19 protein-coding genes are annotated in these 20,760 nt (G+C 68.1%); 5 read left to right on the top strand and 14 right to left on the bottom strand.

Annotation, left to right across the window (positions count from 1 at the left end; all coding sequences use genetic code 11):
* Positions 1-52 precede the first annotated feature (52 nt).
* Positions 53-1,027, bottom strand: a complete 975-nt coding sequence (locus tag ACFYO1_RS03495) for a LysR family transcriptional regulator (RefSeq protein ID WP_387226755.1) — start codon at positions 1,025-1,027, stop codon at positions 53-55.
* 92 nt (positions 1,028-1,119) lie between these two features.
* Here ACFYO1_RS03495 and ACFYO1_RS03500 point away from each other — a divergent pair, with 92 nt between their 5' ends.
* Genes ACFYO1_RS03500 through ACFYO1_RS03515 form a run of 4 tightly spaced genes read left to right on the top strand, consistent with a single transcriptional unit; the run spans position 1,120 to position 2,997 of the window.
* Positions 1,120-1,713, top strand: a complete 594-nt coding sequence (locus ACFYO1_RS03500) for a dihydrofolate reductase family protein (RefSeq protein ID WP_387226757.1) — start codon at positions 1,120-1,122, stop codon at positions 1,711-1,713.
* Positions 1,596-1,991, top strand: a complete 396-nt coding sequence (locus tag ACFYO1_RS03505; RefSeq protein ID WP_387231664.1) for a phosphotransferase — start codon at positions 1,596-1,598, stop codon at positions 1,989-1,991. The genes ACFYO1_RS03500 and ACFYO1_RS03505 overlap by 118 nt, the downstream gene beginning before the upstream one ends.
* Positions 1,992-2,015: 24 nt before the next feature.
* Complete coding sequence (locus ACFYO1_RS03510) at positions 2,016-2,549, top strand: DUF6790 family protein (protein WP_387226759.1); 534 nt, start codon at positions 2,016-2,018, stop codon at positions 2,547-2,549.
* A gap of 28 nt (positions 2,550-2,577) precedes the next feature.
* The gene (locus ACFYO1_RS03515) at positions 2,578-2,997 is read left to right on the top strand and encodes a MarR family winged helix-turn-helix transcriptional regulator (RefSeq protein ID WP_387226761.1); all 420 of its coding nucleotides are present in this window, start codon (positions 2,578-2,580) and stop codon (positions 2,995-2,997) included.
* A 61-nt stretch (positions 2,998-3,058) separates the two neighbouring features.
* Here the strand turns inward: ACFYO1_RS03515 and ACFYO1_RS03520 are convergent, their stop codons facing one another.
* Together ACFYO1_RS03520 and ACFYO1_RS03525 are read right to left on the bottom strand one after the other, a co-directional pair.
* Positions 3,059-4,405, bottom strand: coding sequence for a permease prefix domain 1-containing protein (locus tag ACFYO1_RS03520; RefSeq protein ID WP_387226763.1), 1,347 nt, complete (start codon positions 4,403-4,405; stop codon positions 3,059-3,061).
* Positions 4,405-4,767, bottom strand: coding sequence for a PadR family transcriptional regulator (locus ACFYO1_RS03525; protein WP_387226766.1), 363 nt, complete (start codon positions 4,765-4,767; stop codon positions 4,405-4,407). The genes ACFYO1_RS03520 and ACFYO1_RS03525 overlap by 1 nt, the downstream gene beginning before the upstream one ends.
* Before the next feature lie 140 nt (positions 4,768-4,907).
* Here ACFYO1_RS03525 and ACFYO1_RS03530 point away from each other — a divergent pair, with 140 nt between their 5' ends.
* On the top strand, positions 4,908-5,612 hold the full coding sequence (locus tag ACFYO1_RS03530; RefSeq protein ID WP_387226768.1) for a DUF899 domain-containing protein: 705 nt from the start codon (positions 4,908-4,910) through the stop codon (positions 5,610-5,612).
* A 51-nt stretch (positions 5,613-5,663) separates the two neighbouring features.
* Here the strand turns inward: ACFYO1_RS03530 and ACFYO1_RS03535 are convergent, their stop codons facing one another.
* Genes ACFYO1_RS03535 through ACFYO1_RS03585 form a run of 11 tightly spaced genes read right to left on the bottom strand, consistent with a single transcriptional unit; the run spans position 5,664 to position 20,522 of the window.
* Positions 5,664-6,824, bottom strand: coding sequence for a CynX/NimT family MFS transporter (locus tag ACFYO1_RS03535; protein ID WP_387226770.1), 1,161 nt, complete (start codon positions 6,822-6,824; stop codon positions 5,664-5,666).
* A 53-nt stretch (positions 6,825-6,877) separates the two neighbouring features.
* Positions 6,878-7,882, bottom strand: coding sequence for a diiron oxygenase (locus ACFYO1_RS03540; RefSeq protein ID WP_387226771.1), 1,005 nt, complete (start codon positions 7,880-7,882; stop codon positions 6,878-6,880).
* 2 nt (positions 7,883-7,884) lie between these two features.
* On the bottom strand, positions 7,885-11,583 hold the full coding sequence (locus ACFYO1_RS03545; RefSeq protein ID WP_387226773.1) for an alpha/beta fold hydrolase: 3,699 nt from the start codon (positions 11,581-11,583) through the stop codon (positions 7,885-7,887).
* Entirely contained in the window at positions 11,580-12,758 is a 1,179-nt protein-coding gene (locus tag ACFYO1_RS03550; protein ID WP_387226775.1) for an acyl-CoA dehydrogenase family protein, read from the bottom strand. The genes ACFYO1_RS03545 and ACFYO1_RS03550 overlap by 4 nt, the downstream gene beginning before the upstream one ends.
* Complete coding sequence (locus ACFYO1_RS03555) at positions 12,755-13,807, bottom strand: C45 family autoproteolytic acyltransferase/hydolase (RefSeq protein WP_387226776.1); 1,053 nt, start codon at positions 13,805-13,807, stop codon at positions 12,755-12,757. The genes ACFYO1_RS03550 and ACFYO1_RS03555 overlap by 4 nt, the downstream gene beginning before the upstream one ends.
* A complete protein-coding gene (locus tag ACFYO1_RS03560) occupies positions 13,804-14,418 on the bottom strand; it encodes a GNAT family N-acetyltransferase (protein ID WP_387226778.1) in 615 nt (204 codons plus the stop codon). Before ACFYO1_RS03560 ends, ACFYO1_RS03555 begins: the two co-directional genes overlap by 4 nt.
* A gap of 1 nt (position 14,419) precedes the next feature.
* Positions 14,420-14,680 (bottom strand): acyl carrier protein, encoded by a 261-nt coding sequence (locus ACFYO1_RS03565; RefSeq protein ID WP_150402735.1) that lies wholly within the window; start codon positions 14,678-14,680, stop codon positions 14,420-14,422.
* Entirely contained in the window at positions 14,673-16,160 is a 1,488-nt protein-coding gene (locus tag ACFYO1_RS03570; RefSeq protein ID WP_387226782.1) for an AMP-binding protein, read from the bottom strand. The genes ACFYO1_RS03565 and ACFYO1_RS03570 overlap by 8 nt, the downstream gene beginning before the upstream one ends.
* A complete protein-coding gene (locus ACFYO1_RS03575; RefSeq protein ID WP_387226784.1) occupies positions 16,160-18,175 on the bottom strand; it encodes a class I tRNA ligase family protein in 2,016 nt (671 codons plus the stop codon). Before ACFYO1_RS03575 ends, ACFYO1_RS03570 begins: the two co-directional genes overlap by 1 nt.
* Complete coding sequence (locus tag ACFYO1_RS03580) at positions 18,172-19,251, bottom strand: NAD(P)/FAD-dependent oxidoreductase (protein WP_387226786.1); 1,080 nt, start codon at positions 19,249-19,251, stop codon at positions 18,172-18,174. The genes ACFYO1_RS03575 and ACFYO1_RS03580 overlap by 4 nt, the downstream gene beginning before the upstream one ends.
* On the bottom strand, positions 19,248-20,522 hold the full coding sequence (locus tag ACFYO1_RS03585; RefSeq protein ID WP_387226788.1) for a lysine N(6)-hydroxylase/L-ornithine N(5)-oxygenase family protein: 1,275 nt from the start codon (positions 20,520-20,522) through the stop codon (positions 19,248-19,250). The genes ACFYO1_RS03580 and ACFYO1_RS03585 overlap by 4 nt, the downstream gene beginning before the upstream one ends.
* Positions 20,523-20,760 lie beyond the last annotated feature (238 nt).

A 20,760-nucleotide genomic window follows, 5' to 3' on the forward strand; every position in this document is an offset into this window, starting at 1 on the left:
CGATGCTACGAGGGTTGGTACGACGGTGTGTAAGGAGCGAGTGTGGCCTGCGTCATAGCCCGCTGTCGTCCTTCCTCACCGACTGCGCGCCGAGCATCCTCGGCGATCGTGTCACCGACCTGGTCCTGCCGCCGACCGACTCGGCTCGGGCGAGGACTTCCGCGGCCACCGCGGCGAAGGCGCGGACCGCGGCGTTCTCCATGCCGGTGACCCAGACGAGGGCGCTTTCCACCTCCGGATTCCCTTGCAGCGGAACATGAGTCACATCCGGATGGTGGTAGTAGTTCACGAAGGACGCCGAAGTCGGATGGACCACTTCACCTCCCGCTATGCGATGCAGGATATCGCTGGTGGTCGCGATCGGCGAGCCGCGGCGGATCGGCCGGCCCGCCGGCGTGGCGAGCGGAAAGTGCTTCTCGTACAGGGCTTTCGGAATATCGCCACGCGGTATGACGGCGTAGTCGCCGAGATCCTCGAGCGTCGCGTAGCCGCGCACGGCGAGTCGGTGCCCGGCGTGCACCAGCAGAATGCTCGGTTCGCGACTCATGATGGGGCCGATGGTCAGGTCGGGTTCCATGATCGGCTGCCGATGGCACATCAGGTGATAGACGCCGGTGCGCAGGCGAGCGAACTCACCGGGAAACTCCTCGGTCACCGTGAGCCGGCAATCGGGATAGCGGCCGGTGAATTCCCGGACGATCGCGGTGAAGTGGCGACCCGCCATCGCGTAACTCGCCAAGCAGACCCGCAGTTCGCCGCTGACGCCACGGGCCAGCTCGGTGACGGTGCTGATCGCATGCCGGAATTGGTCATGCGCGGGGCGCAATTCGTCGCGCAACCGCTCGCCGAGCGCGGTGAGCCGCACCTGTCGTGACGTTCGGTCGAAGAGCTTGCCCCCGATGCTCTCCTCGAGTGCCCGGATGGTCTGGCTGACTCGCGGCTGGGTCAGGTACAAGCGCTGTGCGGTCCGGCCGAAGTGCAACTCCTCGGCCAGCACCAAGAAGATTTCTACGGCACGCAACTCCACGCCGGAATCATAGGCATTGATAAGGCCGGCTAATCGCTGGTGTGCGAATTCGGCCGTTGATCAGGCGCAACGCGCCGCCGAAGCTGGACACCATGAAAATCAAGACGCACATCGGGGTCAGCCTCGACGGTTACATCACCTCTGCCGACGGTCTGCCCGCCGTGCTGACCATGCCGACGTTCGAAACGGGGCGCTCGCACGGCCTGCCCGAATTCATCGCCGGCTGCGGTGCGGTGGTGATGGGCCGCAACACCTTCGAGCCCGCCGTCGGCTCCCCGAGCTGGCCGTGGCCAGACCTCAGGGTGTTCGTGCTGACCACCCGTCCACTGCCGGCCGGAACGCCCGAGCACGTGGTGTCCGCGCCGACCCCGGAAAAACTGCTCGAGTTGATGCGTGCTGCCGACTTCGACGGCGACGTCCACCTGGTCGGCGGTCAGCGAACCATCGAGGTCTTCCGCAACATCAACGCGCTGGACAGTTTCGGCGTAGTCCTGCTGCCCATCCTGCTCGGCGACGGAATGCGACTCACCCCCGCCGCCAGCCCCCCGCAGCATCTGCGCCTCGAATCATCCCGAACACTGGCCGACGGCTCCATCGAACACATCTACTCCCTCGCCGCAGCAATCGCCGCCCGAACCTCCACCCCGCGAACGTCGTCGTCTCGGACGGAACGCTCTCCGGCGTAGTCGATTTCGGCGATCTGTTCGCGGGGGATCCGGCGTGGGATCTTGCCGCTGCTTGGGTGCTGCTACCTGCGGGCGCTGCCGCGCGGTTCTTCGGCAGCTATGCGCGAGCCGATGACGCGATGATCCGGCGCGCCCGCGGGCTGGCCGCGATGAAGAGCCTTTTTCTGATGCTTATGGGGCAGAACGGTGAAAGAGGCCTTCCCGGCGGCAAACCGCACTGGGGGTCTGTGGGCCGGGCGGCGCTCGATCGTGTCTTGCACGAAGTCTTGTGTAGTTAATATTAACTATGCAAGACTGAAGTCATGAGCACACCTTCTTACCTCGCGCAGACCGCCGTCCCGCTGATCTGGCCGCTGGTCGCGGTCGTCGGCGGATTCGTCGCCACTCGGCACAGCCCCTCCCGCGCGGCAGCGCTGGAGACCTGGCAGCGGTGGTGGGCCGTCGTCGCGCTCGGCTTCGGCAGCCTGTGGATGACGATCACGTTCGTCGCGGTTCCGGACGTCATGGCCACCGCGATCGGCTTCGATCCGACCCCGTTCCAGTTCGAGATCGCGTTCGCCAACCTCGGCCTCGCCGTCATGGGCTTCCGTGCGGTCTCGGCCACGGCCCGCGAACGCATCACCATCGGCCTGGGCGCCGGAATGTTCCTGTGGGGCGCGCTGATCGGCCACGTCTACCAGTGGTTCGCCAACGGCGACCACCAGCCCGGCAACACCGGGGGAGTCCTGGTCTGCGACCTGCTCCTCCCCGCGGTCATGATCATCCTCGCCCGCCGCTCGCAACAACTGTCCGCCGCCGAGCGGACCGACGCCGCCTTCGCCGCCGTTGAGTCTTAATCAGACAACACTCGGTTATGCTCGATATGTGGACGATGGACTCGGAGACTTGCTGCATCGCGTGGTGTACCTACTCGGCGAAGCGACCCGGCGGCGCGTGGACAACACCTCCGGGCTGAGCTACAGCCAAATCCGCCTGCTGGGAACCCTGGAAGACATCGAACCGGTGACCCAGCACCGCTTGGCCCAAGCACTGGCGGTCTCCGATCCGGCCGTCAGCCGCGCACTACGCCCATTGGAAGAAGCCGGACTCGTGCAGGTCAAGACCGACCCCGAGCACAAGCGTCGCCGCCTGGTCAGCCTCACCGAATCCGGTCGAAAAGCCTTCCATGCCACTGGCAAACCCTTGGCCGACGAACTGCGCACCGCCCTGCTCGCCGCCGACTTCCCCTACGACCGCTACCTGAACGACACCCTCGTGCTGGCCGAACTCCTCGAACCGTCTTGATGGAACACCGAATCGACATTGCCGCCGCGGACGATCTGTCCTACCGCAGCGGCTTCGTCGTTCACGCGAAGTCGAAAATCGTTGGGAGTGCGACGATTACGGCTGCGGCCCAGGCGCCGTAGACCGGAAGGTAGCGGGTCTGCCAGCGTTCGACGTCGGCGAATCCGCGCCTGCCGCGGACGAATCCGAAACTCAGCCACGCCGACCAGGCCAGGTTCACCAGCAGCACCAGGTTCATGCCGAGCGCCACCGTCTTGTTCGGGGTGAAGCCGAATTCCGCGATCCGCGAGAGCATCGCGGCCAGCATCACCACATCGACGGCGAGCGCGCTGACGACCAGGACCAGTTGCAGCCGGTCGAAGGTGTCGGGCGAGAGCCGCGGATCGCGCGCGGAGATCGCGTACAGCAGCAACCCGAGCACTATCACGAGAATCAGGTCCATCAGGATCAGCAGATTGCGGTCGATATCGATGACGCTGCGGTTGGCCGCGAACGCCACCAGCAGCGCGAGCAGCATCACGACGGTGAGCGGGGTGAACACGCGCGTCAGCACCGGGGCGATGTTCTCCACCACGTTCTGCTTGGCCTCGACCAGCCAGGCCGCGACGATCATCGCGCCCGCGACACCGAACGGCGCCACCCAGTCCTCGATGACCCATTCGATGCTCATGCCGAGCGTGTCGAACGCGTTGACCGTCAGTCCCATCAGCACGCCACCACCGAACGCGAGCAGCGTGAGATAGACGATCCATTCGCCGGTGAATCGGATGAAATCCATTCGGCGCCGGTCGGATTGCCATTCTCCGCCGACATAGGCGAGGCCGACGGCGAACCACAGTGCGATGGGCGCGTGGATCGCGGCGATGATCTCGGTCGCACCGTCCGGATCGAACGGAAAGACGTTCAGCACCACGGCCGCGAGCACGAACGGCACCGGCAATGCGGCCGCGACCCGCGGCCGCACCTGCCGCTTCCACGCGAAATATCCAGCGAGGAAAGGCAATACGAACAGGCCGAGATTGCGCGCCGCCGCAGCGCCATCGAGCACCGCGAGACCGGCCTTCAACGCCAGCGCCGCACCGACGGCCAGCGCGAGCACGACGATCAACTCGCGCCTGGGCCGCGCGTGTCCGCCTTCGGGCTCGGCGGGCAGCAGGACCAGTTGCTTCCACAGCCGCTCGGAGTGCTCACGGGCGAACTCGCGCGAGATCGAGTCCACGCTGCCCATCCGCTTGACCGCGACCAGGAACGCCTCGTCGGCGGCCAGTCCGACGCCGGTCAGATCCGAAACCTGCTCGCGCAGATGGTCTTCCATCTCCTCGACGTCGGCGCCCGAGATCGCCTGATGCCGCTGGACATAGCCGCGCCACTGCCCGATCTGCGATTCCAGCTCGGCATCGGTACTCATCACGCCCATCCCTTCGCCGCGTCCGGCGGCCGCTCGACGCTGCGCCAGACCTGCCCGAGTGCCTCGGCCACGACCGCCCATTGGGTGCGGCGTTCCGCGAGCGCCGCCCGGCCCGAATCGGTGATCGCATAGTGTTTGCGCCGCCGCCCGCTGTCGCCGGACTGCCAGCTCGACGTCACCTGGCCGAGCCGTTCCAGCCGATGCAGCAGGGGATAGAGCATCCCGTCGGTCCATTGCATGCGGCCGCCGGACAGCTCGTTGACCCGCTTGAGAATGGCGTACCCGTACGACTCGCCGTCGGCGAGTATCCCGAGCACCAGCGGCGTAGCCGACGCCGCCACCAAGTCTTTGTCGATATGCACCGGACTCCGATACCTAGATCTGCTAGGTATGGACGGTAGCAGAGACCGCGGCTGATATCGATGAACCGGCCCGAGACCGATGATTTTCGCGGCTGTCCCGGGTCTACACACCAGATCGATCCGAAACCCCGGGAGGAACCGTGACCGAGAAGACCACCAGCCCACTGCCACCCGTCGTCGACCGGCAAACGTGGCAGGCCGCGCTCGACGAATTGCGGGTACGGGAGAAGGCCGCTACCCGCGAACTCGACGCCATCGCCGCACAGCGCCGCCGGCTGCCGATGGTCGAACTCCCGGACTACACGCTGATCGGCCCGGACGGCCCGGTCCGGCTGGTCGACGTATTCGACGGCCGGTCCCAGCTCATCGTCTACAACCACATGTGGTCCGACGGCGCGGAGTGGCAGTGCGGCGGCTGCACCGGGCTCACCTCGCAGTACGTCCGCCTGGATCTGCTGGCCAACTACGACGCGCGTTTCGTCATCGTCACCAACGGCCCGATCGAGGAAGCGCTGGCCTATAAGACGAAGGTCGGCAACAAGATGGACTGGTACTCGTCGTCGGAAAGCTCGTTCGGCGCGGACGTGGACTCGCCGCCCGGAGCCGGCTTCGGGGTGAACGTCTTCCTCCGCGACGGCGACAAGGTCTACCGCACCTGGCACACCAACGGCCGCGGCACCGAACAGCTCAGCTACACCTTCGCCTTGATCGACGTCCTGCCGTGGGGCCGCCAGGAAGAATGGCAGGATTCCCCCGACGGCTGGCCGAAGTCGCCCACCTACTCCAAGTGGCTCGACTCGCCCGACGTCGCCCGCCTCTACGGCCCTAACGGCGAATCGGCCTAGGGGACAAGATCCGCAGTCGTCGCCCCGTCGGTCGGCCGGGCGGCGACCGGCTCAGGAGACGAAGCGTGGGGTGCCTGCTCGGGCGCCGGACCCGATCTGCACGAGGGACAGGACTAGCAGCAGGATCAATACGGAGGTCCAGGCGTGGGTGAGGTCGTGCAGGGCGCCGGCCAGGACCGGGCCGACCGCGCAGAGGGCGAAGCCGGCGATCTGGCTCATCGCGGTCAGTTTCGCCGTCGTCTGGGCGTCGTGCGAACGGAGGATCGGGAGCGAGTAGCCGATCGCGGTGCCGGCGCCCAACCCGAAGCCGAGCAGGGACATCCAGACGATCGCCGCGCCGGTGGGCGAAACCAGCAGTCCCGCAAAGGCAATGGCCAGCACGGCGCCGGTCGAGGTGGCGGCCCAGACCTGTCGTTCGCTGCGGTTCACCAGGATGGACATGGCCAACGCGGAGGGCACCGCGACCAGATTGGCCACCGACAGCATGCCACCCGCCAACGACGCGTTCATGCCCGCATCCACGAGAATCGTTGGCAGCCAAGCGGAAACGGTATAGAACAGCAGCGCGGGCATGGCGAAGAAGATGGTCACCGCCCAGGCCAGCGGTTGTAACCACAGGCTGCGCGGCGTGGTCTCCGCCGCGGGGCCGGTGCCCGCGTCACTGCGGACGCGCAACTGCGGCAACCAGACCAGCCACGCGATGACCACGGGTACGGCCCACAGCCCCAGCGTCGCCCGCCAGCCGAACCCGGTGGCATCCTGCAGCGGCAGCGTGATTCCGGAGGCCGCGGCCGCTCCGGTGTATAGCGACATGGTGTAGAGCCCGGTCAGCAATCCGACGTGCGCCGGGTGATCGCGCTTGATCGCGGCAGGCACCAGCACGTTGCCAACGGTGATGGCCAGACCGATGATCGCCGTCCCCGCGAACAGCGCGGGCACGCCGGGCAGCAGACGAATGCCGAACCCGGCCAGCAACACCAGCAGCGCGAACCCGATGGTGCGGTTGAGCCCGAGCGCGCGCCCGATGCGCGGGGTCAGCCCGGAGAAACCCACCCAGCAGGCGATCGGCACCGCCACCAGCAGGCTGGCGACGGTGCTGTTGAACCCCTCCTGTTGTTGCACCTGCGGCATCAACGTCGAGATCGCCGTGATCGGCGGCCGCAGATTCAGCGCGACCAGCGATACGCCGACGGCTACCAGCCAGATCGGCACCGCCACAGCGGATGTCGCCGGGACCTGCGTGGTGTCAGTTGTCGAGTCGGCCCTCACGGGCCCTCGATCGTCACCGTCGACCAATCGAACGTGAGCTCCTCGAGTATGTCCAGCTCGCTGCAGAACTTGTGCAGCCCACTGAAATTGGACAGCAACCGCTTCGCCGACGGGTCGTGTTCGACCTCGCGCAGCATCTCGTGTCCGCCGTCGAACCCGACCAGATCGACGATCCGATGCCAGGTCGGAAAGTTGTTCGCGGCGAACGCTTCCAGCCCGTCGACCATAGCCTCCCGGAACAACGCCCGTTCATCCGGACCGAGCCTTTGATACACCGCCTTGGCGATCTCGTCGGCGATCGAGGAGTGGCAGTACTCGTCGCGGTTGTGCATGGTCGCGGTGACCTTGTTGATCGGCTGGATCTCGTCGTCCTCAGCGATCAGATCGAGGTAGGAGTTGATCGAGATCTCGGCGACCGTGGTGAAGGCGAGCGCGCTGAGGTCGCGCTGCCAGCGGTGCTCGCTGCGGTCCATGCGCTGCCGGAGCCGGGAGGCCTTGTGCCCCAGCGGGAGCGCGGTCTCGGGCATCCGCCAGCCGCGCCGGCGGCGCATCACCGAACTGGCATTGAGGTGCATGAGGGTGTGGTATTGCTCGTCGAGCATCGCCTGGGTCATGCTGGTGGTCAGCGTTTCCATCTCCAGGCCGGTGTCGAAGGTTTCGTCGATGACCAGCGCGAAGGTCGGGTTCACCACGTGCTGTTCGGTGTCCATGATGTGCTTGTTGAAGGCCACCCAGCCCCACCCGAGCAACCGCGCCCGGAGGTCGGGGTCCATGGCCTGATAGGTCGGATGGTCCCGGAACGGGATGAGGCCTTCCGGATAGTCGGGGCGTTCGGGCTCGAACAGTTCGTCCAGGTCGGGCTCGGGGCGCTTCACCATCGCGCGCCGGTGCCAGTTCGCGGTGAGCCTGCTGATCACCGCGTTCTCGACCGGGTCGTCGGGGTCGTGCTCCGGTAGCGACGGCACGGCAGTACCGCCTCCGGGATATTGCGGCACAGTCACGGCTATCCCTCCATTTCTTTCCGGCCACCCGTGTCCGGGCGGCTAGTGGCGATCGCCTCCGCGAGGTCCTCGACGCTCGCCGCGAGCACCGCGCTCGACGAAATCTCGGTTCCCCACCGCTGCTCGATCCGGGCCCGGATCTCGACCGCGGCCAGCGAGTCGCAGCCGACGTCGCGCAACGGTCGTCGACGCGGAATCCGTTGCGCGGGAAGGCCGAGCGCCGCGCCGAGCTCGGCGGTCAGGGTGTCCAGCAGACCGCCCTCGGCCCGGACCGGCGCCGGGGCAGGCTCCGCCGGGGCAGGTGTGTCAGCCGACGCCGATTCGATCGGCGTGAACCACGTGCGCCGCCGCTGCCACGGGTAGGTCGGCATGTCGTCCGGAACGGTGAGCGTCGGGTAGAGCGCGGTCCACTCCGGATCGACACCGGCGGTGTAGAGGCCGGCGACGATCTCCGCGAGGCGCGCGGTTTCGGACTCGTCCCGGCGCAGCCCGGCCACCGCCGAACCGCTGTCCCTGTCGGCGAGACATTGCTCGATGGCCTGCGCGAGCACCGAATGCGGGCTGACCTCGAGAAAAACCGTTGGTCCTAAGGCATTTTCGGCACCGATCGCATCGGCGAATCGAACGGCGGACCGCAGATTGCCGGCCCAGTACCTGGCGTCGAGATCCGGACCGGCCATGCGCTCGCCGGTGACCGTGGACCGGAACGGCACGGTCACCGGCTCGGCTCGCAGGCCGGTAAGCGCGGAGATCAGTTGCGGTTGCAGCGGATCCATGAATCGGCTGTGCGAGGCGAAGTTGATCCGCACCCGTCCGGCCCGCGCCCCGGCGTCGCGCAACTCGGCCAGCAACTCGTCCACCGCGTCGGTCTCGCCGGAAAGCACGGTGAGGCGGGGACTGTTGCGCGCGGCCACCACGATCCGGTCGCCGTAGCGCGCGGCGGCCGCCTCCGCCTCGGCGACCGGCATCGCCACCGCGACCATCCCGCCCAGACCGTCCGCCTGTGCGGTGAGTTCGCCACGGCGACAGATGAGTTCGGCGGCCGTGGCGAGATCGATCGCCTCGGCGACCGTAGCGGCGGCCACCTCGCCGAAGCTGTGCCCGATGACAACATCGGGCCGTATTCCCCAGGACCGCAGGTGTTGCGCCAACGCCACCTGCATGGCCCACACGGCCGGTTGAATTATCGCGGTCTCGGCCAGCTCCGTCCCGTCGTCGTCGGCAAGAACCTTCAGCAGCGACCAACCGGCCGCGGATCGGATTGCCGCGTCGCAGTTCTCGATCGCGTCCCGGAATACGGCCGAGGTGTTCAGCAGCTCGCGCCCCATACCGGCCCACTGGCTGCCGTGCCCGGGAAAGACGAACGCGACGCGCGGTCCACCGGCGGGTCGCTGCGGCACTGCGTCGAGCAGCCGATCGCGTAACGCGGCGGCAAGTCCGTCGCCGTCGAAAGCGGCTACCGCCGAACGCCATTCGTGGTGCGCCCGACCGCGCGCCGCGACGGCGCACACCCGCCGCGCGGTGACCGGATCCGCGCCGTCCAGCCGGTCGGCGTAGGCGGCCATGAGTTCCTGTGCCGCAACGGGATCGCGGGCCGAGAGCGGCAGCACCAGCGGTTGCGGCGCGTCGTCGTCCGGTTCCGCGGCCGCGGGGGCGGCGGTCAGTACCACGTGCACGTTGGTTCCGGACAGGCCGAAGGACGTCACCCCGGCGACCGGCGACGAATCCGCGGGCCACGCCACCGGTTCGGTCGGCACCCTGAGCGGCGTGCCGGGCTCCAGCAGGACCGGATGCGGTTCGGTCAGCAGCGGATTCCCCGGAATCAGCCGATGATGCACGCTCAGCACCGTTTTGATGAATCCGGAGATGCCCGCCGCGCCCTCGGGATGGCCGATATTGGTCTTCACCGAACCGACCAGACACGGCCGCCCGTCAGGCCGCGTTCCGCCGAATACCTGGGACAGCGCCCGCAGTTCGATCGCGTCACCCGTATTCGTCCCCGTGCCATGGGCTTCCACGTAATCCACCGCGGCGGCATCGACCCCCGCCCGATCCAGCGCGTCGCGCAGCAACCGCTCCTGCGCGTCCTGGGCCGGCGCGACCAGCGAACCGCCGCCGCTGCCGTCGTTGTTGCTCGCGCTTCCCGCGATCACCGCATACACGCGATTGCCGTCGGCGCGCGCCCGCGCCAGCGGTTTGAGCACCACCACGCCCACGCCTTCGGACCGGACGAACCCGTCGCCGGTGGCATCGCCGAACCGGCAGCGCCCCCGCCGCGACATCAGCCCGACCTGCTCGTAGATGGCGGCCAGCTCGGGCAGCAGCACCAGGTTCGCCCCGCCGGCCAGCGCCACGTCCGAATCGCCGAGCTGCAGGCTCTGCCAGGCCAGATGCACCGCGGTCAGGGACGACGAGCACGCCGTGTCGACCGAGACGCTCGGTCCACGCAGGTCCAGCGCGAACGAGATCCGCCCGGACAGGAACGAGGACAACCCGCCCCCGGTCAGCGCGTGCAGGTCGAGCGAACTCTGCCGGGCCTGCAATTCCCAATAGTCCCGGCCCATCTGCCCGACGAAGACACCGGTGCGCGTGCCCGCCAGCGCGGTGGGCGCAATCCCCGCGTCCTCCAAGGCTTCCCAGGCCACCTCCAGCAGCAACCGCTGCTGCGGATCCATCCGGTCGGCCTCCCGGGGCGAGATGCCGAAGAACGCCGCGTCGAAACCCTCGACGTCGTCGAGGAATCCGCCGAAGCGGCGGAATCCGGACGGCACCGCGGGCAGCCGGCCGAACACGGTCGGATGGTCGGAGCGTTCCGGCGGTACCTCGGTCACCGCATCCACCCCGTCGATAAGGAGACGCCAGAGTGCTTGCGGCCCATCGGCCCCCGGCAAACGGCAGCCGATACCGATGACGGCGACCGGTTCGATGCGCCCGCGTCGGACGGGCTCCGGAGCGGGGGTCCGGGGCAGGTCGCTCGGTGGCAGGCAGCGGCGCAGCTCGGCGGTGATCATGCGGGTCAGCTCGCGACGCTGGGTGTGGACGAAGAAGTGACCGCCGGGCAGTTCGCGCGTGCGCACGGTCCCGGCGGTGAGGCCACGCCACTCGGCGGCCGCGTCCGGTGCGGCAAGAGCGTCGTCGCGGCCGCTGAAGACCACGATCGGACAGGGCACCGGCGCGGCGGGCCGATGCTGGTAGGTGCAGAACATCGTCACGTCCGCGCGCAGTGCGGGCAGCGCCGAGCGCAGCAGATCCCGCTCGTCGCGCAATTCGGCCGGGGTGCCACCCAGCTCGAAGATCCGATCGAGCAGCCCCTCATCGGACAACTCGTGCATCGGCTCCGGCGCGAGCCGGTGTGGCGCGGCCAGTCCCGCCACCAGCAGGGCCACCGGCGGCCGGTGCAGCCGCAGCGTCACCTGATACGCGAGCAGGCCGCCCAGGCTGTGCCCGAACAACGCGAACGGCACGTCGAGATGTGGACGGAGCGCGTCGGCGATCGCGTCGGCCAGCTCGTCCAGATCGGCGGCCGGCGGTTCGTCGGCGCGTTCCTCCCGGCCGGGGAGCAGCACCGGCAGCACGTCGACCCAGCCCGGTAGCTCCCGCGGCCAGCCGCGGAAAACCGAAGCGCCGCCGCCGGAATGCGGCAGGCAGAACAACCGCACCCGAGCCGAGCGCCGGGGCGGCCGAGCCAGAAAGGCACTCATTTCGCCCGCCCCCGGCCGCCGAGCGAGCCCGCGATGATCATCTTCTGCACCTCGGAGCTGCCCTCGTAGATTCGCAGCGATCGGATCTGCCGGTACAGCCGCTCCGGCACGCTGTCGGCGACCAACCCCGCCGCGCCGAAGACCTGCACGCAGGCATCGACAATGTGCTGCGCCCGCTCGGTGGCATACAGCTTGGCGATGCTGGAGTGTTTCGCCGCGGCCGGATCTCCGCGGTCGGCCGCCCAGGCGGCGCGGGCCACCAGCAGTGCCGCGGCGTTCAACTCGACCTCGATCTCGGCGAACGTCGCTTTGACCAGCTGTAGATCGAATTGCTTCGCGCCGTACATCTTTCGGTTCTTCGCGTGGGTCAGCGCGGCATCGGTGGCCCGGCGGGCGAACCCGATCGCCGCGGCGCCCACCGTCATCCGGAACCGTTCGAGCACCTCCATCGCGATCACGAAGCCAGCGCCGGGCCGGCCGAGCACGCTGTCCGGCGGCAGTCGGCAGTCGGTGAACTGGAGATCGGCGAACGAGCGCGGCGCGATCAGCGGAACCCGTTGTCCCACGGTCAGTCCCGGCGTGTTCGCCGGCACCAGGAACGCGGTGAGGCCCAGCGCGCCCGGCCCCTCGCCGGTCCGCGCGATGACACAGAACAGGTCCGCGATCCCGCCGTTCGCGATCCACGCCTTGGCGCCGTTGAGCACATAACCGCCGTCGACCTTGTCGGCCCGCAGGCCGATCGCCGCGACGTCGGAGCCCACCTCCGGCTCGGAGATGGCGAACGCGCCGCACAGCGTGCCCTTCGCCATCGGCGCGAGATACCGTCGCTGCTGTTCCTCGTTGCCGTGACGCACGATCGGCGTCGCGGCCAGCGCCTGGATGGAGAACGCGAAATCGGCGAGATCGTCGGCGTAGGCCAGTCCTTCGCGCAGCAGGCACAGGGAGCGGCAGTCACCGGCCGCCACGCCTTCCGGTCCGGCCGCCGGATCGAGCGCGGCCAGCCAGCCGTGCTCGCCCAGCGCCCGCAGCATCCGCAGTCCGGTCGCATCCGGGTCGGCGTCCGAGTCCGCCCACAGCTCAGCGTGTTCCGCGCACCAGCTATCGATCTGCTGGGCGCGCTGCACATGTCGCGGCTCGTAGAACGGAAGGGCGAGGACGCCCGCGTCGAAGCTCATCGTTGCTCCTGGGACAGCGTGAAGATTTCGGTGGGGTGCACCGCGGGATCACCTGGCCGCAGGTGCAATTGGCCACGACCGGGACACAGGACGACCGCCGCCACCGTCCGCTCACGGCGGATGTCCCCGTTGTCCGCGACGTTGATCGGCGGCGCGGACAGCACGGCGAACCGGTCCTCCGGTTCGGTGCCCGCGGTGGCCAGCCTGCTCCGGCACACCTCGAGCCTGCGCACCGAGGAATTGCGCGCGAACACGTTGATCTCGTCCTGCGACACGAAGTCGGGATGGAGGAAATGGTTGGTGTGCAACACATTCGGTCCGTACTCGACCCGGAATTCCGTACCCAGCACCTCGACGTAGGCGGCGGTCTCCCGGTCACACAGCACGATGTTGCGCGAACTCGCCAGCGGCAACTCCCGCAACCGGCCCACCGCTTCCTCGACCGAACCCGCATGGTCGAGCAGATGCCGGATGGCCAGGTAGGGCGGCACACCCGGCCCCCACTCCCCGCCGAGCACGAGATTCAATCCCACCGCGAGGCCGTCGCTGTTCACGCCGAGGTAGCCGAGCAGACCGCCGAAACTGAGCACCAACGCGCGCCGCGATGTCCCGCTCCGCACGATCTCCAGCACAGTGATCTGATCGTCGAGATTGCCGTTGAGATCCACGGTCTGCGCCAGCACCGGATCGGGCCCGGCGGACGCGAAGGTGGTGCAGTCCCCGGCGGCCGGAATCTTCCGGTAGCCAAGGATTTCGCGGCGCACCTGCAATAACACGGCCTCCCGCAAGTCGAGGTCCGCCCCGGCGGCGAGGCCGCGGATCTCCTCGGCCAAGTCCGATGTGGCAGCGGTGATCTCGGCCAGGTAGGCGTCGATCGTCGGCCCCAGCCCCGTCATCGAGACCGGCTCCGGAAGCAGCCGGTTCAATCGGCACAGCCCGTCGTCCAGAAACGTGCGCAGGTCGGCGGCCCTGGCTTGCCCGTGCTGATAGCCGAGGGCGAAACTCTCGCCCTCGACCCGGATGAACGGAGTCCGCAGGACCGCGCTCATTCGACGGCGCCCGCCAACTGCACCTTCGGATAGGCCGCCAATTTGGCTTTGACACCGGCCCATTCGCCCCGCAGCACGCTGTAGAAGATGGCGTCGCGGCGCCGGCCGCCCGGCATCGGATTGAAACTGCGCAGCACCCCCTCCTCGGTCGCCCCGATATTGCGCAGACCGCGCCGCGCCTGCTCGTTGAGCACATCGGTCTTGAACTCCACCCGTTCCGCGCCGAGCCGTTCGAAGGCATGTTCCAGCAGCAGGTATTTCGCCCACCGGTTGAGCCCGCGGCCGCGGAAGTCGCGCCCGAGCCAGGACCAGCCGATCTCCAGCCTGCCGTCCCGCTCGGCCAGGTTCCCGTAACTCATGCTGCCCGCGGCCCGGCCGCTGGCCTTGTCCATGATGTAGAAGACGACCCGGCGTCCGGCGCGCTGATCCTCCAGTGCCGCATCGAAGAACGCGTCGAAGTCGGCCTCGGTCTCCACCAGCGAGACGAAATACCGCCAGATGTCCGGATCCAGCGCGATCTCACAGAGCGCCGCCCGGTCGGCCGGCTCGATCGGGCGGAGCAGGACGTGGTCGTTCTCCAGCCGTGCCGGCGCAAGCTCAGCCCATCCCATGTCAGACCGCGCTTTCCGCGTGCCGGGACAGCTCGGCGGTCACGTCGCGCAGGGTGCGCATGGCGGCCACGTTCTCCTCGGTGAAGTTCGCCAGCGAGATGCCGGTGTCGTCGCAGACCGCGGTCAGGAACAGGACCTTGTTCAGTGAGGTGAGCCCGTAGTCGTCGACCATGTCGAGGTCCGGATCGAGCTCGCCCTGCGCGTTGTTCGACGCGATCACCTTCCGGAAGTTGTCGTGCACGGCCTTTTCCACATCAGGCATGGGTTCTTCCTTTCTCACCGATTTCCCGTCGGAACTGTTCGAGGATCTGCCGTCGTTTCGGCTTGTACTGCGCGCTGAGCAGGCCGTTGTCGATGCTGAACCGGGGGCGGGCGATCACCACCCGGCCGATGCGCTCGTCGCGCTCCAGCTCGGCGTTGGCGCGCTCGACGTGCTCGGTGATCGCTGCCTCGTCGGCGGGTTCGGTCGCGGGGGAGACGACCGCGACGAGCTGGGTCTGCGCCGGGCAGAACACCACGCAGTGGTCGATCGCCGGGCTCGCCGCCATGCGTTCCTCGATCGGGCGGACGATGATCTTCTTCCCGTTCGCCAGCACGATCACATCGTCGGCGCGGCCACGGATATAGAGGAAGCCCTCGTCGTCGAGGTAGCCGATATCGCCGGTCCGGACCGTGCCGTCCGGGGCGAACACACCCATCGAATTCCCGGCGGCGCCGTATTCGTACCGCCGCGCCACCGGGTACTCGCTGCGGACGCTGATCACCCCGTCGGCGTCGAACAGCACCTCCTTGCCGGGCACGACCCGCCCGACGCTGCCCTCCTTGCTGGCGCCCGGATGGTTCTTGGCCACGATGCAGGTCTCGTTCATCCCGTAGCCCTCGTAGATGGGCAGGCCGAGACGGGTGAAGAAACGCAGCATGTCCGCGCCGGCCGGCGCGGAACCGGTCCACAGATAACGGATTCGGTCGCCGAACAGCTCCTTGGCCGCGACCTGCGGATCGGCCTGAGACTCCAGATGCCGTTTCACCGTCTCGTAGAAGCCGGGCACTCCCATCACCACGGTGGGCCGCACCTGCCGCATCGCGGTGAACGCCGCTTCATAGCTGCTGACCGTGACGTCGTGACCGAAGCGCAGCGCCGAATAGATCCAGTACCGCTGCTGCAACAGCGCCAGCGGCAGGAAGACGAACAGGTGATCGCCGGGACCGTGCGCGAACATTTCCTGAACGGCGCGCAGCGAGCTGTCGATGCTGCCCACGCTGGCCGCGAGTCCTTTCGGCACACCGGTGCTGCCCGAGGTGAACTTGAGCGTCGTCGCCTCGTCACTGCCGTACCGGACCGCGGGCAGCGGGTCCGCGGGTTGTTCGGCGAGCGTGCGCACGTCGCTGATCGGCCGGACACCTGCGGCAGTGGCGGGCTGATCGGTGAACAGCAGTTTCAAGTCGTAGCGCGCGAGCAGCGCCGCGTCGGGCTCGAATTTCCCGGGCTCCAGCCCGGCGGTCACCGCCTTGCAGCGCAGCGCGGCGAGATCCAGCAGCACCCACTCCAGGCAGTTCGCGGCGAGAATCCCGATGCGGTCGCCGGGCGCCACACCCATTTCACGCAGCCGGACCGCCAAATGGTCTGCCCGCGTGGACAACTCGCGCAATTCGATCGTTTCCGTCGTGCCGAGCCGCGCGAAGGTCGCGTGGAAGCCGGCCGGCGGCGGCGTCGTGACGATCTGGTTGATCACCGAATCCATCAGGCGCTCCCCACGCCGACCGGCTCGGCCGCCCCGACCGATGGTTCGGCGAAGAACTCCCGCACCAGGTCGATTCGGGTTCCCGCTGGCACGAGTCGCACGATGTGCGGCCACTCGGCCGGACGCTGCCCGCCGAGCGCTTCGCCGAGCCGCCCGGCGAAGCGGGGCAGTACGGGCGTGGCGCAGTCGGCGAGCAACCGCGCCGCGGCGAGTTCCAGCGCGACGGCGGTGCGGGCCTCGTCGTGCCAGCCGTCGACCGTCGCGACCGCGTTTTCGCGCTCGGCGAATCCGATTGTGTCGGTTACGATTCCGTGCAACTCTGCGGTCGCCACCGCGATCGAGAACGCATCCGGGCCGAGGGCGGCGGTCACGGTGGACAGCCGGGCACCGAGGCGGCCGAGGAATGCCGTGTGCTCGGGCGTCCAGACGCCGGCGTCCGGCGCCTGGCCGCCGTATCGGGTCTGGATGCGGCGTCCCAGATCGTTGAGCCACTGCTGCCAGGTGCCGATCAATTCCTCGCGCACGGTGGCCGCGTAGTCCTCCAGGGTGAAGTTGGTGCACCGGGACTCCGGCCGGGTCCTCGACAGGAAGTACCGCACCCCGTCCACGCTGTCCGGCGTGAGGATCTCCTTGCCCCAGACGGCATTTCGCCGGCTGGTCGAGAACTTGCCGCCGTTCAGCAGATAGAACTCGTTGACGTGGTAGTCGATGTCCGGGTGCCAGCCGGGGAAGGCCAGCCGGTAGAGCACCGGATACAGGATCGAGTGATAGAAGCTGTTGTCGTAGCCGAAGAAGTGCACGATCTTCCAGTCCTGCTCGGGCCGGTCCGCGCGCCAGTCCCGGCCGAGGCGACGCCCCAGCGCCGAAATGCCGTGCAGGAAGCCATAGGACATCTCCGGCCAGACCCAGATGACCTGTCCGTCCGCGCCGGTGTCGGCAGGCGGCACACCCCAGGTCGCCGGATGGGTGATCGCCACGTCGAGCCGGGGACGGGCGAACACGCGCGCGGCCAGCTCGCGCAGCCGCGCCGGAACCCGGCCCAGGCGGTGGTGCGCGGCGAGTTCGGCCGCGAACTCGTGCAACGGCAGGGTGAATCGGGTGAGCGACTCGATCCGCGGTGCCGCCTGCGACCGTTTCGATCGCGGATCGGTCAGGTCGACACAGGAATTGGGCTCGCCGCAGCCCTCACAGATGTTGCCACCGGTCGTCGCGCCGCACCCCGGGCACCCGCCGGATACGTCGACCTCGTACAGGTATTCGCCGGTCGAGCTGTCGAACAGCGCCGGACCCGCCTGCGGCGCAACCGATCCCGATGCCACGAGGCCGGCGAAGTACGCCTGCAATCCGGCCCGGTAGGTGGGGTCGGTGCCGGTCACCGTGTACTGGTCGGGTTCGATGTCCATCAGCCGCAGCGTTTCGGCGATCTCGGCGCTGTAGTGCGCCGCCGTCGCCGCGGGGTCCCGACCCTCGCGCCGGGCCCGGTCGACCACGTAGCTCTGGTAGTCGTCGCTGCCGGTGAGATGCCAGGCCTGGGCGCCGTTCATCCGCTGGAACCGGACGAACACATCGGCACCCAGATAAGGGCCCGACAGGTGCCCGAGATGCAGATCGCCGTTGGGCGTCGGCGGCGTGGAGAACACGAAGATCGGCCGCGCGCCGAACCGCCGCCGGTCGCTGCGGCCGGTGGCGGCGCGGGCGGCCCGGCTCGGATCGCGCCAGTAGAGGTCGAAGAACACCAGCTCGGCCGTCCCGGTGTTCTCCACGACGTGGGTCTCGAACGGATCGAACAGCACGGCCATGCCCGGGGAGACGGGATGCCGCGCACCGTCCACGATCACGTCACCGTGACCGCTGACCACCAGGAACAACTCGGTTTCGTCGTGCTGGTGTGGATCGGATTGCCTGCCGGGTGCCACCCGCGCCCAGCCGGCGCCGAAACCGAATCCGTCGATCGAACTCATGTCGATGCCGAATGCGGCGTGCAGTTCGGCCGTTTCGAAACGATTGATGATCACGCGGGACTCATCTCCTTCGGTGGCTGACTTGGCTGCCCGTCCAGGTGCAGCAGGCCGGCGGCCTCGGCCGCGATCGCGGGGGCCAGCCGGTAACCCGAACCGTTCGCGGCGCCCGCGAAGATCACCCGCCCGGCCGGGTCGAGTGCCCGCACCTGCGGCTGCCGGTCGGGGCTGTAGGCGTCGCAGAACACCCGGCCGCCCACGGCGTGCTCGGCCAGTGCGGGTGAATACTGGTGCAGCAGCGGCATTGCCGCCGCGAGGACGCCGTCGTCGAGCCCGCCGGACACGGTGTCGGGGTCGACGTCCCACTCGTCATGGGTGTAGCTGAACAGCCAGTGCCCGCGGTGCCGCAGCGGCAGCAGGAAGGCGTCCTCGTCCTGGAACACGATGACGCCGTCGTCGGGCCCCGGCACCTGTTCGATGTGCAGCGCGACCACCTTCTTGACTCGCGCGTTCAGCGGGGCGACCAGGTCGCGCCAGGCGGGGTCGGCCAGCCACGGTCCAGGGGCGAGTACCACGCGCGCGGCCGGGTAGGTCTCGCCCGTGCTGAGCTGGAGCAGCACTTCGGCCCCGCTGTCTTCGATCGCGTTGACGCGCAGGCCTTCCCGGAAGGTGACGCGCCCACGCAGATCGTGGGCGATCGCCTGCGCCACGCCGGGCACATCGGCGTAGTGACAGCCTTGACCGCGCCAGACACCGGCGTCCCGGGGCACCCGGACCAGACCGCCCGGCACCGCGACCGTCGGGGCCAGCGCCGTGTGGTCGAGATAGACGTCGCCGAGGCTCGCCGCGGTCTGCCTCGCCACCACCGTCATGCCGAGCGAATGGATAGGCAGCGCCGGGTGTTTCGCGACGAGGTCCAGGTAGTAGTCGTGGCTGTAGGCGGTCATTCGCCGCACCTGGTCGGTCGCGCCGCGCGGAAAATGCAGTCCCGCGGAGCGCCTGCTCGCCCCGCTGCCGATCCCGTCCCGGTCGAACACCACGACGGGGGTATCGGGGGAGCGCGAAATCACCTCGCGCGCAATCAGGCAGCCGATGATTCCGCCGCCGATCACGGCGACGGCCCGGCTGGTCATCGCTCCGCGCTCCGGTCGTCGGGCGCCTTGGCCGACCATTCGAGGAAGGAATCGTGCGGATCGTCCGAGCGGATGCCGCGTAGTCGATCGGCGATTCGCTTGCTGCGCCAGGCGAGCAGGCTGAGATTGGTGTCGGCCAGGCCGCGCTGTCGGCGGGCGCCGTTCTGCAGGAAGATGTTTCGATCGGCCGGGCCGTCCCAGCACACGGCGAAGTCGGAGTCGATTTTGTATTCGTCGTGGTCGCGCTCCAGCCGGTCCGCGACCGGCGCCAGGAACTCCATGCCGTCGGCGCGGAAACCGGTCGCCCAGACGATCACGTCCGCCTCCGCGTGCTCGTCCACGCCGGGCTGGTCGTTGTGGGTGAAGGTGATGTCCCAGCCCGCGCCTGGATCGCCGGTGACCCGCAGCACCTCGCGGTTCGGATACAGGGCGACCAGATCGGTTGCGCCATCGACGAAGTGGTGCAGATAGATGCGTTGGTAGATCTCGCGCAGCGTGGCCTCGGAGATGCCGTCACTGGTCAGCACGTGGGCGAAGTTGAGCGCCTCCCTGGCGGCGCCGGGCAGGCCGGAGAAATACTCCGAATAGTCCGGCATGTAGTAGTCGTTGGTGAACGGCGAGTCGTCCAGCGGAAAGTAGTTGCGCCGCCGGGATATCCAGCCGACCCGGCGCGGCAGCTCGCTGCGCGGGCGGGAGATCAGCTCGAGAAAGGCCTCCGCCCCGGATTGCCCGCCACCGATTACCCAGACCCGTTTTCCGGCGAGTCCGCCTGCCTTGTCGGCGAATTCGCTGATGTGGAATTGCGTCGGGCCGAGCAGATTCTCCGCGACCGGCGGAACATAAGGCTTCCGGCCGACACCGATCACGACGTTGTCCGCCGTCACGGTGTGGTTGCCGGTGCGTAACCGGAAGACACCGTCGAATTCGATCGAGCGCACTTGTTCACCGAAAACGAGATTCTCGTTCATGGAACTCACCCATTCGAGATAGTTCCGGAACTCGCTGCGCGGCACCGCGTCGAACTGCGCGTTCAAATAGTGATAGATCCTGCCCTTGGCATGCAGATAGGACAGGAAGGTGAAGCGGTTCGTCGGATCGGACAGGCTGACCAGGTCCTTGAGCATCGAGACCTGGAGCGAGGTGTTGGGCAGGAGTTGGCCGTCGTGCCACCGGAAGTCGCGTCGCTTCTCGAAGAACCGGTTCGAGACATCCGGCTGTTCGTACAGCAGCGACGCCAGGCTCAGATTTGCTGGTCCGATACCGATGCCCACGCAGCGGTAATGTTCAGAATTGTCGGTGAGCGATCCCTGGCTCATTACGCCTCCTGCCCCTCGAGGCCACCGGCCTCGGGGGTGAATACCGAGATAGTCATCGGTTGCTGATCCGCAATATTCGCCCGCCCGGGCAGATTTGCCTGCAATGAATAGAACCCCCGTCGATCGGCTGGAGCCCTGTTTACCACTTCGGAACCCGCGGTAATATCCTCGAAATCAACGGTAGCGGGTGGGG

It is taken from the genome of Nocardia sp. NPDC006044, from assembly GCF_042871115.1.
Classification (GTDB): domain Bacteria; phylum Actinomycetota; class Actinomycetes; order Mycobacteriales; family Mycobacteriaceae; genus Nocardia.

Coding starts and splice junctions, on each gene's coding strand:
- ACFYO1_RS03520 (WP_387226763.1), bottom strand. CDS start 4,405: ATGAGTACCGATGCCGAGCTGGAATCGCAGATCGGGCAGTGGCGCGGC.
- ACFYO1_RS03560 (WP_387226778.1), bottom strand. CDS start 14,418: ATGGGATGGGCTGAGCTTGCGCCGGCACGGCTGGAGAACGACCACGTC.
- ACFYO1_RS03570 (WP_387226782.1), bottom strand. CDS start 16,160: ATGGATTCGGTGATCAACCAGATCGTCACGACGCCGCCGCCGGCCGGC.
- ACFYO1_RS03545 (WP_387226773.1), bottom strand. CDS start 11,583: ATGAGTGCCTTTCTGGCTCGGCCGCCCCGGCGCTCGGCTCGGGTGCGG.
- ACFYO1_RS03555 (WP_387226776.1), bottom strand. CDS start 13,807: ATGAGCGCGGTCCTGCGGACTCCGTTCATCCGGGTCGAGGGCGAGAGT.
- ACFYO1_RS03565 (WP_150402735.1), bottom strand. CDS start 14,680: ATGCCTGATGTGGAAAAGGCCGTGCACGACAACTTCCGGAAGGTGATC.
- ACFYO1_RS03580 (WP_387226786.1), bottom strand. CDS start 19,251: ATGACCAGCCGGGCCGTCGCCGTGATCGGCGGCGGAATCATCGGCTGC.
- ACFYO1_RS03550 (WP_387226775.1), bottom strand. CDS start 12,758: ATGAGCTTCGACGCGGGCGTCCTCGCCCTTCCGTTCTACGAGCCGCGA.
- ACFYO1_RS03510 (WP_387226759.1), top strand. CDS start 2,016: ATGAGCACACCTTCTTACCTCGCGCAGACCGCCGTCCCGCTGATCTGG.
- ACFYO1_RS03500 (WP_387226757.1), top strand. CDS start 1,120: ATGAAAATCAAGACGCACATCGGGGTCAGCCTCGACGGTTACATCACC.